12 protein-coding genes are annotated in these 15,233 nt (G+C 68.9%); 3 read left to right on the forward strand and 9 right to left on the reverse strand.

Annotated elements, in window-relative coordinates:
* The 5 genes from GXY15_15680 to GXY15_15700 all read right to left on the reverse strand — a co-directional run bounded on the left by GXY15_15680 (position 1) and on the right by GXY15_15700 (position 6,750).
* On the reverse strand, positions 1-1,851 hold the full coding sequence (locus GXY15_15680; protein NLV42651.1) for a redoxin domain-containing protein: 1,851 nt from the start codon (positions 1,849-1,851) through the stop codon (positions 1-3).
* 26 nt (positions 1,852-1,877) lie between these two features.
* Positions 1,878-3,905, reverse strand: a complete 2,028-nt coding sequence (locus GXY15_15685; GenBank protein NLV42652.1) for a hypothetical protein — start codon at positions 3,903-3,905, stop codon at positions 1,878-1,880.
* A 414-nt stretch (positions 3,906-4,319) separates the two neighbouring features.
* The gene (locus tag GXY15_15690; protein ID NLV42653.1) at positions 4,320-4,940 is read right to left on the reverse strand and encodes an SIS domain-containing protein; all 621 of its coding nucleotides are present in this window, start codon (positions 4,938-4,940) and stop codon (positions 4,320-4,322) included.
* A gap of 44 nt (positions 4,941-4,984) precedes the next feature.
* Complete coding sequence (locus GXY15_15695; GenBank protein ID NLV42654.1) at positions 4,985-6,094, reverse strand: aldo/keto reductase; 1,110 nt, start codon at positions 6,092-6,094, stop codon at positions 4,985-4,987.
* A gap of 47 nt (positions 6,095-6,141) precedes the next feature.
* Positions 6,142-6,750: a hypothetical protein gene (locus GXY15_15700; GenBank protein NLV42655.1), complete on the reverse strand. Its 609-nt coding sequence runs from the start codon at positions 6,748-6,750 to the stop codon at positions 6,142-6,144.
* A 123-nt stretch (positions 6,751-6,873) separates the two neighbouring features.
* On the opposite strand from GXY15_15700, the gene GXY15_15705 reads away from it, so the two are divergent.
* The gene (locus tag GXY15_15705) at positions 6,874-7,914 is read left to right on the forward strand and encodes a hypothetical protein (protein NLV42656.1); all 1,041 of its coding nucleotides are present in this window, start codon (positions 6,874-6,876) and stop codon (positions 7,912-7,914) included.
* Between the two features lie 12 nt (positions 7,915-7,926).
* Here the strand turns inward: GXY15_15705 and GXY15_15710 are convergent, their stop codons facing one another.
* Positions 7,927-8,862 (reverse strand): response regulator, encoded by a 936-nt coding sequence (locus GXY15_15710; protein ID NLV42657.1) that lies wholly within the window; start codon positions 8,860-8,862, stop codon positions 7,927-7,929.
* Positions 8,863-9,159: 297 nt separating this feature from the next.
* Between GXY15_15710 and GXY15_15715 the strand changes: the two genes are divergently transcribed.
* Entirely contained in the window at positions 9,160-10,275 is a 1,116-nt protein-coding gene (locus GXY15_15715; GenBank protein NLV42658.1) for a hypothetical protein, read from the forward strand.
* 438 nt (positions 10,276-10,713) lie between these two features.
* On the opposite strand, the gene ychF is transcribed toward GXY15_15715, so the two are convergent.
* A complete protein-coding gene (ychF, locus tag GXY15_15720; GenBank protein ID NLV42659.1) occupies positions 10,714-11,772 on the reverse strand; it encodes a redox-regulated ATPase YchF in 1,059 nt (352 codons plus the stop codon).
* Between the two features lie 150 nt (positions 11,773-11,922).
* Here ychF and pap point away from each other — a divergent pair, with 150 nt between their 5' ends.
* Complete coding sequence (pap, locus tag GXY15_15725; protein NLV42660.1) at positions 11,923-13,392, forward strand: polyphosphate:AMP phosphotransferase; 1,470 nt, start codon at positions 11,923-11,925, stop codon at positions 13,390-13,392.
* Positions 13,393-13,409: 17 nt separating this feature from the next.
* Here the strand turns inward: pap and fabG are convergent, their stop codons facing one another.
* Entirely contained in the window at positions 13,410-14,144 is a 735-nt protein-coding gene (fabG, locus tag GXY15_15730) for a 3-oxoacyl-ACP reductase FabG (protein NLV42661.1), read from the reverse strand.
* Between the two features lie 23 nt (positions 14,145-14,167).
* A complete protein-coding gene (gene plsX / locus GXY15_15735) occupies positions 14,168-15,217 on the reverse strand; it encodes a phosphate acyltransferase PlsX (GenBank protein NLV42662.1) in 1,050 nt (349 codons plus the stop codon).
* Between the last annotated feature and the right edge of the window lie 16 nt (positions 15,218-15,233).

A 15,233-nucleotide genomic window follows, 5' to 3' on the forward strand; every position in this document is an offset into this window, starting at 1 on the left:
CTACTCGCGGCGCAGTGTCTTGACCAGTTCCAACAGGCGGGACTCGGGCTGATAATACCGGACCACGCCCTTTTTGTCCAGCAGCACCACCTGCGGGATGGCGTTGATCCCGTACTTCACGAAGGTGAAGAAGGGGTCGGCGTCCTTGCCGACGGCGAAGCGGACGTCGTGGCGGCCCAGAAAGGCCTTGATCTCGTCCGCCGTGCTGCTGGCATCGTGGATGCCCAGCACCAGCACGTCCTCCACGCCCTGGAAGGCGTCATGAAGCGCGCGCAGCTCCCCGAGCTGGTTCACGGCGAAGGGGCTGTTGTCGAAGCCGCCCCAGAAGACCAGGATGGTGATCTTGCCCTTGAGGGACTCGTTGGTGAGCGGCTGGGTATTGAACCAGTCGGAGCACTTGATGTCCGGCGCCTCCTTGCCCACGAGGGCGGAGAGGTTGTTCCGGGCCTCGTCGGCCGGGCGCTTTTTGAGGTCCGGCTCGAAGGGCTCCAGGACCACCTTCCGCGCCGCCGGGTCATCCAGCGACACCTTGAAATCCTTTCGCAGGAAGCGCAGGGCGTGCTCCGCCCGGAAGGTCACCTCGTTCTGCTCCGGCTGGTAGTCGAGCTGGATGTCAAAACCGCCCTCCGGGCCGGCGAGCAGCCGGATGGGCTGGGGCAGGTCGAGGGAGGTGATCACGATGCGCCCGTCGCTCTCGGTGTCCCTGGGGGGCTGGACGGTGCCGGTGATCCGGGGCAGTTCCGCGAGCTGGATGTCCTCCAGGCGCAGCTCCTGCTTGTCGCCGAGGTTCACGGGAATCCGCGGCAGGGCCCGGGTCCGGTATCCCGGCGGCGGGGCGATGAGCAGGTCGCCCTCCGGCACGCCCACGCGCAGGCGGAACACCCCCTGGTCGTCTGTGAGGCCCTCCTCGCAGAGGACGCCCTCCACGCGGAACCCGGCGCGGGTGCCGGGGCAGGGTTTCTTGCCGGGGAGCAGCACGCGCCCCGAGAGGATGCGGGTCTCCGGAAGGGCCAGGTCGTGCGTGACCTCCTCCCCCTTCACGTCGAGCCCCGCAGGGAGGGGCGACGCGTGGTCCGGGTGCCGCGCGGTGATGAGGTAGCCCCCCTCGGCCACGCGGAGGGCGTAGAATCCCTCGGGATCGGTCCAGGCGCCCGCCTCCTCACGCTGGCCCCCGATGCCCGTCTGGAGCACGGAGACCCACGCCCGGGGCACGCCACCGCCCTTGGGGTCTGTGACCCGGCCGCGCACGGCGGTGCCCTCGTAGAGCTGGATGTCCCGCCGCTTTTCCTGGACGGGCAGATAGGCCACGCTGGAGTCGGCGTATTTGCGGTGGGCGGCCACCAGTTTCACGAAGCCCCCGGGGGGGAGCCCGGGGATGGCCAGTTCGCCGCCGTCGTCACTGCGGAGGGCCGGGAAGCCGTTTTCGGACAATTGCTCCACGGGCACGGCAAACTGGTCCGACACCACCATGCTGCGCACCCGCGCGCCGGGCACGGGCAGGAAGTCGCGGTTTGTGACCCGCAGGGACAGCGAGGCGGCGGGGCCGAGGGTGATGGCCACGGTTTCGTCCGCCGTCAGCAGGCCCGTGCTGCCGCCGAGGGCGAGGCCCTCCTTGCGCACCACGAGCTGGGTGTGGGCCACGGACAGGTCCGCAAAGCCGAAACGGCCCGAGGACTCCGTGCGGGTGCGCCCCACCGCGGCCCCCTGGACGACCCAGACATCCGCCCCCTCAACGGGTTTCTGCTCCGCATCAACGACGGTGCCGCCCAGCGACACCCCAGCCATCGCCTGCGGGGAGAGGACCGCGATCAGTGCCGGCAGCAGGATGGACAGGGCGCGAAGTGTGCGCATCCGGGATTCCTTCAAGGTGCGAATACCTAGGGCAGTGCGGTCAGGCTGGAAAGGGGCGGCAACCCCGAAGTGCGGAGAAGCACCCGGCCTTTCGCGTCATACAGCACGGTGCCGCCCGTTTCGCCGGGGCCGCCCGCGTGGACGGAGACGACGCTGCTGTCGCAGGCGTGGCCCCCCCGGACCACGACGGCCGGCTGCCATTTCTTGAGAAGGTCCGCGGTGGAGAGGGCGTTCTGCAGGCCCTCGACCACCGCCTGCGCCTCCCCTGCCTCGCAGAACACCACGACCAGCGGTTTGTCGTCCGCGACCGCCGGGCCGCAGACCTTCTGGAACGCGCCAAGGGCGTCCCGCCCGACGGGGGCCGCCCCGCCGACGGCGGGCGCGCCCGACACGGTCAGGTCGCCCAGGTCTGTGTCCGCCCCCGGGGCGGGGTTCTGCACCGCCTTTTCGGGGGGCACATCGCCCGCGCCTGCGACGGCGAGGCGCTGGGGCACGCCGGGCACGAGGGCGTTCCAGCGGAAGGCCCCCTTCTTGTCCGTGGCCGTGCGCCAGAGCAGCAGGGGGTCGCCGGGGGACGCGTCGGCGAAGGCCGCGCCGACCAGCGTGTTCGCCAGGGGTTTTCCTTTGCCGTCCACGAGCCGCCCGCTCAGGGAGGCCAGGGGCAGCAGCTTCACCGCCGTGTCGCGGGCCGCGGCCCGGTCCAGCGCGAACACCGCGCCCTTCGGCGCGCGGGGGTGCTGCACGGTCCCGTAGATGCGGCCGTCCTCCGGCAGGCCCCCGATCCGGATTTCGACCCAGCCTTCGGCGTCGGCGGCCAGCCAGCCGAACTGGCGCGGCCGCAGCAGCGACACCACCGCGCCGGGCACCGGCGTCTCCTCGTCCTCGTCCAGCACCTGCACCCGGAAGACCGGCAGCGGCGCCAGCCACACGCCCGGCAGCTCCAGGTCGCCGCCCGCCACGACGGCCACGCGCACCGCGCGCGGCTCGGGCGGGAGGTAGCCCGGCGTGGACTCGAAAAACAGCGTGTTCTCCCCCTCCGCCGCCGCCACCGAAAACGTTCCGTCCGCGCCGGAGCGCACGACCGCCGCGATGTTGCCGTGGCTCTCCAGGCGGATGCGCGCGCCCGGGATTCCCTTGCCGCCCGCGGCGTCGGCGATGGCGCCGCGGATGGTGCCCGTGCCCGCGAGGCCCAGGTTCACCGACACCTCGGGCGTTTCGCCCGTCACGGTGAAGAGCTGCCAGCCCGGCGTGGACTGGCCGCTGGCCGTCGCCTGCGCAAGATACGCGCCCGGACGCAGCCGCAGGGTGAAGGCGCCGAAGCCGTCGGTGGTTGCCAGGGAGGTGTCATGGGGCGGCAGGCCGCTGCGCGCCAGCACCAGCGCCCCCGACACGGGCGACTGGTCGCGCCGCAGGCGCACCATGCCCCGCACCAGGATGCCCCGCGACAGGCGCACGGTCACATTCGTGTCCCCGGGCACGATGTCCTCCACCGCCTCCTGCGCGTGGTCCGGATGGCCGGCCTTCAGGGCGACGCGCCCGCCCGCGGGCAGGCCCGTCACGGTGAAGCGCCCGTCCTTGTCCGTCACGGGCTCGCGCACGCCGAACGGTGCGAGCTTTGACAGCGGAATGCCGACCTTCGCCCCGTGCGTCAGGGCGATGCGGGTGATCCGCGCGCCCGCGAGCGGCGCGTTCTTCTCGTCTGTCACCTTTCCCGACACGGCCGCAGGCGGGTCCAGCACGATGCGCAGCCCGCCCACCTCCTCTCCCAGGGCGAGGTTCAGATGCTGTCCGCCAAAGGCCCGCCCCTCGGCGAACGCGAAGACCCCCGTCTCGCCCGAGAAGGCCCCCTCAAACCGGAAGGCCCCCGACGCGTCCGCCTCGGTGGAAAGCAGATCCCCCGCCAGCCCCGGCTCCACAGAGACCCGCGCCCCCGCCACCGGCCCGCCCTCCGGCGTGACCACCGTGCCGGACACCACCGACGTCTGGCCCAGCGCGCCCCCGGCGCACAGCACCCCGGCCAGCCCCAGCACACACGCAACGAAATGAGTTTTCATAAGCGGCACCATGAGGTTCAGAGTTCTCCGCCCACATGGTACAGCAAAGCCGCCGCAGGGGTGCAACAAGTACCGGCCGGTGGACAGGGTAGACGGAGTGGACGAAGTGGACGGAATGGACGGGATGGACGGGATGGACGGAATGGACGGGATGGGGGCGCACCGACACGCGCGCGGAGCGCGCCTTGGAGTGCGGCAGCTTGCTGCCGCCTTCCAGACCGGGCGGTCACGAAACCCGTGTGGCAACGGTTTGCCCTGGTTCGTCCCGAAACTCCGCGCGCGGGCAAGCCCCCGCGAAGAAAGGCGGCAGCAAGCTGCCGCACTCCAAGGCGCTTCGCGCTGTGCACCAGCGGGGTTATGGCACAGGGGGACTCTTGACCTTTCGGGTGAGCGCTGTGCGCCCCTCCCCGCGCCTCAGTGGTGCATCCACTTGCCGCCCTTCATGGTGAGCCAGGTGGCGAGCAGGTGCTCGATGACGCCGAAGGCGTCCTCGACGGGGCCGTACTCGTCCGCCGTGCTGGGCAGCAGGACGCCGATGTCCACGGCCTCGATGAGGCGGCCGCCGCCCATGCCGGCGATGCCGACGGTCTTCGCGCCGCATTCGCGGGCCGCCGCGACGCCGCGGATGATGTTTTCGCTGTTGCCGCTGACGGACATGGCGAAGACCACGTCGCCGGGGCGAAGGAGGACCTTGAGCTGGTTCGCGAAGATGTTCTCGAAGCAGCTGTCGTTGCCAAGGGCGGTGACGGATGAGGCGTTGTCCGTGAGGCAGTAGGCGCGGAAGGCGGGCTTGCCCTCCAGGGTGGCACCGACGACCAGGTCGTTGACCCAGTGGGAGGCCGTGGCGGCGCTGCCGCCGTTGGCGATGAAGTAGAGGGCGCTGCCGCTGGTGCGGGCGTTGTCGAGGAGTTCCGCGACGGCGGCGAGGCGGTCGGCGTCGGCGGAGGCGCATACCTCCATCACGCGGGCGAAGTAGCGGCGCGAGTACTCCTGAAACGATCCGGATTCCTGGTACATGTTGGCCATGAGATGCATGGGGCGGGTTCCTTTGTCTGGGGTGTTTCGGTCAGTCTATTGGGTTACTTCTGGGCGGCCTGGTAGTCGGCCAGCAGGTCGTCAAAACGCTTGAGAATGGGAAGCTGCTGCGTGCATTCCTCCTCGCAGCGGCCGCAGCGGACACAGGGCTCCAGCAGCTTCTCCACGTCGGGGGTCCACCAGTGCCAGCGCATCTGGTCGAGGGCCGCCTGGGGGCCGTCGAGGAGGCGGCGGTTGTAGGCCTCCATGAGGCGGACCACCGGCACGTCCGCCGGGCAGTCGGCGCAGTAGCCGCACTGGGTGCAGAAGTCGCGGTAGGCGTCGCGCAGGGCGAGCTGCGTCGCCTCGACCTCGGCCTCCGACAGGAGGGACACGCGCTCCACCGCGTCCACCGCCTCGTCCACGTCCTGCCTGTTGCGGAAGCCGACCAGGGCCACCGTGACAGCGGGCAGGGAGAGGTTGAACCGGAGGGCGGCGTACACCATGGAGGGGTCGCCGGGCCGTCTTAGGGCGGGAAAGCGGTCGGCGTGCCGGGTGAGGAGGCCGCCGCCGAGGGAGTTCATGGTGACGACGCCCAGGCCGCGCTCGTGGGCGGCGCGGGCGCCGGGATAGCGCAGGAAATGGTTCAGGGCGTTGAGGCCGATGAGCATGCCCTCGAAGAGGCCCTCGCCCTGGTCGAGCATGGCAGCCACCTTGTCGTGTTCGAGGTGCGTCGAGACGCTGATGTGGCGGATGAGCCCCTCCTCTTTCAGCTTGCGGAAGGCGTCCAGCACGCCCTCGGCCTTGCGGGCGGGCAGGTCCTCCGGCTGCACGAGGCACCAGACGTGGTAGAAGTCAATGGCGTCCACGCCCAGGCGCTCCAGGGAGCGCTCGCACTGGGCGCGCACGTCGTCCGGCTTGGCCATCATGGTCTTCGAGGTGATGTAATGCGGTTTTCCGCTCTTCCGCATCTGCTTCAGGGCGATGCCGAAAATTTCCTCGCTCTTGTCGTCGCAGTAGACGGGCGCGGTGTCGAAATAGGTGATGCCCCGCTCGTGGGCGTGAACCACCACCTCCGCCATGGTGTCCAGGTCGGTGGAGCTTTCAAAGCGCATCCCGCCGAAACCCAGGCGGGAAACAGTCTCTCCGGTCTGTCCAAACGTTGTGTAGAGCATGCATGCTTCCTGTCCGCCCGGCGGGCGGGTCGTGCCGTTTCAGTGTCTCACTGAACCGGCGTCCAAGGCTTTTCCCCGAGGATGAGCTTCTTCACCACCAGCCACAGCAGCACCCCGCCCACGGCGAGGAGGAAGGCGCCCTGCGCGAGGATGCGGCCCCTGCCGCCGCCGGGCGCCGCTTCCTGTGGCGCGACGGGCGCGGTGCCTGCGCCGCTCTCGGCCGCCGCGGCGGGCTGTCTGCGGACGGCCTCCACCAGGGCCCGCGCACGGTCCGCGTGGTCCGCGTCGTCCTTGAGGATGGGCCGCCATCCGCCGGGGGTCTCCCGGAAGACATAGCCCAGGTCTTCCCACGACTTGCGGAGGCGCTCACGGCGCATGGCGCCGGTCTCGTAGGTGATCTCCAAACGGCGGCCCAGGGTGCGGTAGGGTTCCTGGGCCCCCCAGGGCGTGTCGGGGTACACCTCGATTTCCTGGGTGGGCGCGAAATCCGTGCCGGACTCGCGCACCCAGGCACCGTCCACCTTCAGCCCCGCGTACAGGGGCGTCCCGCCCTTCTCGCTCACGCGAAACGTGGGGACATCCTGCGGCACCGCCCCCGCGAAGAGGGCGTCCGCCTGGGAAGTCTGCGCCAGAAGCATGAACAGGAGCCAAGTCATGCTTCCATTATACGGCCCGGCGCGGTTGACGGCAACACCGGGGGGGTGTCAGAATGGCTGCGGTCTCCGCGCCGGACCGGGCCGGGGGGAACTCCGGGGCGTCCCCGGGATATAGAGACTTTCATGATGAACACCGCACGACACCCGTCTTTTCCGCTTCTGGCCGGGATGGCCGCGCTTCTCTGCGTCCTGGCGTGCCTCTGGGGTTGCGCCTCCTCAGGGAAGAACGCCGACAAGGCGCCCCCATCGAAGGAGGGCGGCCCGGCGGCGGCGCAGCCGGCCTTTCCCGCCGTCTCCTTCGCGCCGGAGACGATGCCCGCAGGGGACTTGGTCCGCCGGATTGGCGAGGAGGTCGGCGGCGGGCTGGTGCTGATCAACGGTTTGGAGGAGCGTTCCGTCCCGGCGTTCTCGGTGAAGAACGCCCCCTACGGGGAACTGGCGGGCCGTGTGGCGGAGGCGGTCCAGTGCGAGGCTCTTCCCCTCCCCCACGTCTGGGTGATTTTGCCGTCCGAATATGCCCCCCTGCTGGAGACCGACCTGTCCGGCAGCCTGCCTCCGGAGACAGCCGCCCTGACCGGCACGGTCGCGTTTGGGGGAAAGACCCCGATGTACAACGTGCTTTCGGTGCTTTCGCAGAATCTGGGGGTCACGTTGGTGGCGGACAACCAGCTCTCCGAGACCCGGTGCGGCGAGCTGTTCCTGGGGCCCGCCCCCCTGTCCGGGATCCTGGAGGCGGTGTGGATTTCCGCGCGGGTCCCCCGGGAGGCCTACGCTGTGGAGGCCGTCGGGAATGCGCTGTTCTTCCGGTCCGTCCGGAACGTGACGCCGCCCTCCCTCCTGCTGAACGCGGACGCGCTCACCCCGGAGCAGCGGGCCGTGGTGGACCGTGTGGTGGACGCGGTGCTTCCGGAGCCGGGCGGCGACCCGGCGGAAACGGCCTTTTCGGCGCGTCCGAAGCCCCTGAAGAACGTGCTCACCCCCCTGAGCCGGCAGCTGGGCGTGGTGGTGTCGGCGAAGTCCGTTTTCGCGGAGGTGCCGGTGTCGCCCTGCGTGTTCAAGGGGGCGCGCGTGGCCGAGGTGATGGACCTCATGCTGCGCCAGTGGCCGACGGACAAGGTCGGCTGGGAGGTGTCCGGGGAGGAGCTGCTGATCCGTCCCCGGTGACCCGGGAGCGGGCTACCGCTCCGTTCTGCGCCGGTCCATGAAGATGACGCTCTTGCCCTCGGTGGGCTGGGCCTTCTGGCGGACCTGGGCGAGGGCCTCGAAGATTTTCTTGGCGCTCTTGAACTGGCGGTACTGGGTGTGGGCAACGCCGATGGAGAGGGCCATCAGGGGGCAGCGGACCTCGCGGCCCTGGGCGTCCGTGGTGAGGACGTAGCCGTTTTTCAGCTCCTCGGGCGTGTAGAACGACCGGCTTTCCTTGTCGAAGGTCTCGGCCAGCCCCTCGCAGAAGCGGTCGCGGTCCTCCAGCTTCAGCAGGACGATGAAATGCTGGCGCCCCATGTGGGCGGGGAAGCACTCGTAGATGCCCAGGGAACGGGTGAGGGAGAGCAGGGTGCGGGAGAAGGACTGGATGACCTCTCCCTGGCTCTCCTGGCCGCGGTTCTTGCAGTAGCCCTCAAAGCCGACAATGTCCATGTACACGCAGGCGATGGCCTCTCCGCGCGCGAGCTTGTGGTTGATCTCGCGCTTGAGGGCGTCCGTGCCGGGAAGGTTCGAGACGCGGTTGCGGTAGTCCAGCGTGGTCAGCAGGGCGGCCAGGGAGCCGATCTTGTCCATCAGCCGCTCCAGGGTGAAGGGCTTGGAGAGATAGTCGTCCGCGCCCTGCTCCAGCCCGTGGATGATCTCCGGCTCCTCGCCCAGCGCCGTCAGCATCAGGATGGCGATCCGGTAGAGTTCCGGGTCCTTGCGCATGCGGCGGCATATCTGATAGCCCGTCGCGCCGGGCAGCATGATGTCCAGCAGGCAGACTTCCGGCTTGACCTGCTTGGCGTATTCAAACGCGCCCTCCCCCGTGTTGATCACGAACACCTGGTGCCCCTCGGCGACCAGTTTCGTCTGGATCAACCCGGTGAGATCCACTTCATCGTCAACGATTAAAATCCGGCTCATGATAACGATCCCCGTTGTTTACAGGCACTTGCAAGACATGCCCCTGTGCGCCGCACCCGTTGTCGGTTAACTATACCGTATTGCCCCGCTTTCCCGCAATAGGTTTCTTCCGGTTGCCGAAGGAAACGCGATCCCCGGGCGGGCCTGCCCGGGGCTGTCAGGCGCGCCGCAACCCGGCCCCCGGTTCATCCGCCGCCGGACATTATGGGTTTGCCCCCCGATCCGGGTAGAATACCGGCGGTGATTGCGGAGGCTGTGGTGCGGCCGCTCCGCGACGATTCTGGAAGGAACCATGACATGCGCAAAAACATCCGCGTTTTCGCCCTTGCCGCCGCCGGCCTTCTCCTGGCCCCGGGCTGTGCGAAGGATCGTCAGGCGGACTTCTCCGCCCTGACGGGGGCGGAGAAGATCGCCTGGTCCATCAACAATCCGCGGGAGGAACTGACGGTTGCGGCCTCCCCCGTGCGCCAAACCCTCCAGATACTGGGGAGCGCGGGCACGGTGCTTGGATTCGGCATCTCTGCGGCGCAGGACGCGGCGTATGCGAAGGCCATCTCCGACGCCCTGGGCGAGTACAGCCCCGGCACGGTGTTTGAGCAGCGGCTCGCGGACGCGCTGGCGGCCCATCTGGGCGAAGGCGCGCGCCGGGTGGCCCCCGTGGGCACTGCGGCCGGCTACAACAACCCGCAGGAGGCAAAGAAGGCGCGCTGGGAGGGGCTGGCGCGGTCCGGCCACTCGCAGGTGCTCGACCTCGACCTGTCCTGCGGCGTTTTCGGACCCGAGGGCACGCTGGTCACGCGCATCGCGGGGGAACTGCGCGCCCTGCCCGGCGGGAAACTCCTTTGGCGGGACACCGTGACGGTGCACAGCGGCCCCGTGCTCGCCAGCCGGCGTCTGAGCGACCCGACCAACCGGCTTACCCCCAACATCGCCGCGCCGCGGCTTACCATCAAGGAGAACGCCATCGGCCAGTGGACCACGGACGGCGGGGACCATCTTCGGGAGTCCTTCGAGCGGAACGTCCGCCGCACGGTGGAGGGGGTGATGACGGCGCTGGAGCTGGAGGAGACGGCGGACGGGTATCTGACACTGGGCTGGAACGCCATGTGCCGCAAGCGGCACGCGGAGGCGAACGACCTGCTGCGGCAGGGGCAGCAGATGGCCCCGGACCGCGCGGACATCCTGAACGTGATGGCGGTCAATCTTGGCCACGCCAAGAATGTGGAGGAGGCCATGGGCATGGTGCGGGAGGCCCTGGCACGCGACGCCAACCATGCGGAGGCGCACTTCAATCTGGCCTGGTGGCTGTCCGAGAAAGAGGGGGAGGAGGCGGAGGCCCGCACGCATTACGAGGCGGCCCTCGCCGCCGGGGCCCCTGACCATCCCCGCCTGGAGAAGCGTCTCAGAGACTAGGAGCCGCCTCTGACATTGGCCCTGCCCCCCGGCGTGGTGCTGGCAGCCTGTGAGGGGTGCCCTCTCCTCCCCCCTCTTGCTGGGGTTTTCCCTCCTTCAACGGGCGTTGCCCCTCCGCGCTTTGACAATAATTGTTCTTGGTAATCATGCCACGTCACGCCGCCATTTTTACAAACAGACAAATAACGATATTTTTGGATGTGTGCGGCGAAAAACGAACCGATCGTTTTCTTGTGTCGGGGTTGGCACAAAATATGCAGGTCACCAAGGCGCAAGTCTTTATTGCTAGGGAGCGCATGTACTGTTGTGTGAGTTGTTTTGCGTCTCGGGTGAGCAGGAAACAGGACTTGCGTTAGTGCGTGTGGACGCGGGAGGGCGTCTGCGGGTATTAGGTGGCAGGCCGACGGCGGGTTTCGACACGCCGTCGGCCTTGGGTTTTCACACGTTGAAACGGAAATGCAGGATGTCCCCGTCCTGTATCACGTAGTCCTTGCCTTCCAGCCGCACCTTTCCCTTCTCCTTGGCTTTGGCCATGGACCCGGCGGCCATGAAGTCGTCATAGGCGACGGTCTCCGCCCGGATGAAGCCCCGCTGGATGTCCGAATGGATGACCCCGGCGGCGTCCACGGCGTGGGTGCCCCTGCGGATGGTCCACGCGCGGACCTCGGGCTCGCCGGCGGTGAGGAAACTCATGAGGCCGAGGAGGCTGTAGGCGGTCTGGATGAAGCGCGTGCGGGACTCCCCGCCCAGCCCCAGCTCCTCGCGGAAGGACGCGCGGTCCTCCTCGGGCAGCTGCGAGACCTCCATTTCCATGGCGCCGCACAGTTCGATCAGCACCAGCCCGAGGTCTCGGGCGATGGAGTCCAGGCCGCTGGGGTTCTCCGCGCCGATGCCGTCCTCGCCGTAGTTGGCGAGAAGCATCATGGGCTTCCGGGAGAGGAACGTGAAACTGCGGAGCAGGGAGTCCTCCTGCGGGTCCAGCTCCAGCGTCAGCAGGGGGCGCCCCTCCTCCAGATGCGCCCGGCAGCGCACCATCAGCTCATGCTCCCGGTCCCGGCGGTTTTCCTTTTCCAGGCGCTCGATGCGGCGCTCGATGACGATGAGGTCCGTGAGGACCAGCTCATCCTCCATGGCCCGTGTGTCCCGCGCGGCGTCCACGGAGTTCATGGGGTGGCTGACGGCCTGGTTTGCGAAGGCGCGGACGACATGGACCAGGGCGTCCACATTCTTCAGCACCGTCAGGGCGTTCGCGTCCAGCGCCTTCTCCTCCCCCGCCGCCTCGTTGGGGGCGATGTCCAGAAACTCGACCTCGGCGTAGGTCCGCTTCTTCGGCTTGAAAATCTCCGAGAGGGCGTCCACGCGGGCGTCGGGCACCTTGATGACGGCCACATTCGCCTCGCGGCTTCCATAGGCGCCCACGGCGGCCTTTGCCCCGGTGAGGGCATTGAAGACGGTGGTCTTTCCCGACCGGGCAAACCCGATAATGCCAACCTTCATGGGGTGTGTTCCTTTTTGCGGCGTGTTGCGGCTGCGGAGTCCGGTGGCGGCCCCGGCGCGCCGGAGATTCTGCTATGATGGCGGAAGGCGGCCGCGCCGCCAAAACCCGCCCGTTAGCATACCCGCTGCGCGGGAGGAAGGGCAAGCCCCATGCTGGAGACGGTCAACCTTTCGGCCTCGTTGGACAAGGAGGAGTACCGGTCGCTGCAGGAGGCCCTGGACCTCCGGCTGGGCCGGATGCAGCGCGGACTCCGGGAGGCGGGGGTGCCGGTGCTGGTGGTGGTGGAGGGGTGGGACGCGGCGGGCAAGGGTTCCACACTGGGGAGGCTTCTGCAGCCCCTGGATCCGCGGGGGTTCAAGGTGCACCATGTGGGGCCCGCCACGCCGCTGGAGGGGATGTTCCCGCCCATGTGGCGTTTCTGGAACCTGCTGCCCGCGCGCGGGGCCCTGGCGGTCTACAACCACAGCTGGTACCGCAGGGTGTGGAACGAGCCGCTGGAGGGCGGCGCGGATTTGGGAACGGTGCGCGCGGCGTATGAGGAAATCCGGGTGTTTGAGCGCCAGCTCGCGGACGCCGGGGCGGTGATTGTGAAGTTCTTCCTGCATATCGGCCGCGACGAGCAGGCGCGCCGGTTCAAGGCGCTGAAGAAGGATCCGGCCTTCGCCTGGAAGGTGGGGCCGGCCGAGAAGGAACGGCACAAGCGCTACGACAAGTATCTGTCCCTGGCCGAGGACATGCTCCGCGAGACCTCCACCCCCTTCGCCCCGTGGACCATGGTGGCCGCCACGGACGAACGGCACCGGAACACGCGCGTCGCCGAGACGCTGGCGGCGGCCCTGGAGAATGCCCTGGAGCGCCCCGCGCCGCCCAGGGCGTCCGCGCCCGCCCTGCCGCCGCGCCGGAGCGGCCCGCTGGACCGCGTGAACCCGGACCAGTCCCTCGACAGGGAGGTGTATGCAAAGCGCCTTCCGAAACTTCAGCAGGAGCTGCGCCGCCTGCAGCATCTGTGCTATCTGCGGCGGCGGCCGGTGGTGATGGCCTTTGAGGGGTGGGACGCGGCGGGCAAGGGCGGCGCGATCAAGCGCCTCACCCGCGAGCTGGATCCCCGGGGGTACGAGGTGATCCCCGTGGCCGCGCCGGACGGGGTGGAGAAGACGCACCATCATCTGTGGCGGTTCTGGCGCAGCCTGCCGAAGGCGGGGCATTTCACGGTGTTTGACCGCACCTGGTACGGCCGGGTGCTGGTGGAGCGGGTGGAGGGCTACGCGCGCCCGGAGGAATGGCAGCGGGCGTACCGGGAGATCAACGAGTTTGAGGCCGAACTCGTGGAGGCCGGCATGGTGGTCCTGAAGTTCTGGCTGCACATCAGCCGGGACGAGCAGCTGCGCCGGTTCGAGGCCCGTCAGGAGGACCCGGAAAAGCAGTGGAAGATCACGGAGGAGGACTGGCGCAACCGGGAGAAGTGGGACGCCTACGAGGCGGCCGTGTCCGCCATGATCGAGCAGACGTCAAGCGCGCAGGCCCCGTGGACCCTCATCGAGGGGAACGACAAGCGGCACGCGCGCATGCAGGTGCTCCAGACGGCGGTGGACCGGATTGCGGCGGCGCTGGGCGAATGACGGGGGGCTCCCCCCCTTTACATTGCCAGCCCGCCGTCCACGCAGAGAACCCCGCCCGTGATGAACGACGCGTCGTCGGAGGCGAGGAAGAGGACGGCCCTGGCGATTTCCTCCGGCAGGCCGGCGCGGCCCAGGGGAATCCGGCTTTCCAGCAGGCGGATGTTTTCCTCGGACATCGGGGCGGTCATGTCGGTCCTGGTGAGTCCCGGTGCGACGACGTTGGCGGTGATGTTGCGGCGGGCGAGTTCCTGGGCGATGGACTTGGTGAAGGCGATGACGCCCCCCTTGGAGGCGCAGTAGCTTGACATGCCCCCCTGGCCGTGCAGCCCGAGCACGGAGCTGACATTGACGATGCGTCCGGACCGCTGGCGGATCATGATCTCCGAGGCGGCGCGGCAGCAGAAGAAGACGCCGTTGAGATTGGTCCGGAGCACGGCGTCCCAGTCCCGGTCTTTCATGCGGGGCAGCAGTCCGTCCCCGGACACGCCGGCGTTGCAGACCAGCGCGTCCAGTCCGCCCAGCCAGGCGGCGGCCTCCCCCACCATGCGGTTCACGGCGTCCGGATCGGACACGTCGCAGGCCAGCCCCGCGGCGTCCGGCCCCAGCTCGCGGGCGGCGTTCCGGACGGCGTCCGGGTTGGTTCCGCAGAAGGCGACCCGCCCGCCCTCGGCCAGGAATCCCTCCACGCAGGCGCGGCCTATGCCGCGGGTTCCCCCGGTCACCAGCACCCTCTTTCCGTCAAAACGGCCCATGTCGGCGCCCTCCGTTCGGGGGGTCAGGGCGTGTCGTCGCCCGCCTCCTGTTGTTCCCGTGTCAGCATTTCGATCTCGTGCTGGCGCAGGCGCTGGATGTTCTCGCGGATGCGGCTGTTGAGCTGGTTGTCCACGGCGACCTTGGCGCCGATGACGGCGTTTTCCACGCCGCGGGCCGTGGAGGCGCCGTGGAGGATAATGACCACGCCGTTGATGCCGAGCAGGGGGGCGCCGGGGTGCTCATTGGGGTCCACGCGCGTCTTGAGCTCGCGCAGGGCCTTGTGGGCCAGCATGGCGCCCAGCTTGCTCATGCTGGACTGCTCAAACTGCTCGCGCAGCATTCTGCCCATGAAGAGGGCGGCCGCCTCGCTGGTCTTCAGGAAGAGGTTTCCAATGACGCCGTCGCAGACGACCACGTCGGCCCGGCCCTCGTAGAGGGCGCGGGGCTCGATGTTGCCGACGAAGTTGAGGTGCCTCGCGCCGGTGAGGTTCCGGTGGACCTCGCGCATGACCGCGCCGCCCTTCTGGCCCTCCTCGCCGATGTTGAGCAGGCCGACGCGGGGATTCTCGATGCCGAGGGCGTACCGGGAGTAGGCGACGCCCATCTCGGCAAACTCGCAGAGCTGGCGCGTGGTGCAGTCCACGTTCGCGCCGAGGTCGAGCATGACCACTTTTCCGCCGACGGTGGGCAGGGTCTGGCTGATGGCGGAGCGGGCCACGCCCTTGATGGGGCCGAGGACCGTGCGCGCGCCGACCATGACCGCGCCCGTGTTGCCCGCGCTGACCACGGCGGCGACCTCGCCCTCCTTGGCGAGCCGCATGGCCGCCATGAGGGAGCTGTTCCGCTTGTTGCGCACGGCCGACACGGGGGACTCGTGCATGCCGATCGCCTCGGCGGCGTGGTGCACGGAGATCTGCCCGCGTTTCGGGTGGGCCTTCAGGCGCTCGGTGAGGAGGGCCTCGTCGCCCACCAGCACGACATGCACGTCGTCGCGCAGGCTGGCCTGAACGGCGCCTTCCACCTCGACATCGGGCGCGTTGTCCGAGCCCATGGCATCGAGCGCGATTCTCATGGAATGTCCCTCACGG

Source organism: Candidatus Hydrogenedentota bacterium (assembly GCA_012730045.1).
GTDB lineage: Bacteria > Hydrogenedentota > Hydrogenedentia > Hydrogenedentales > CAITNO01 > JAAYBR01.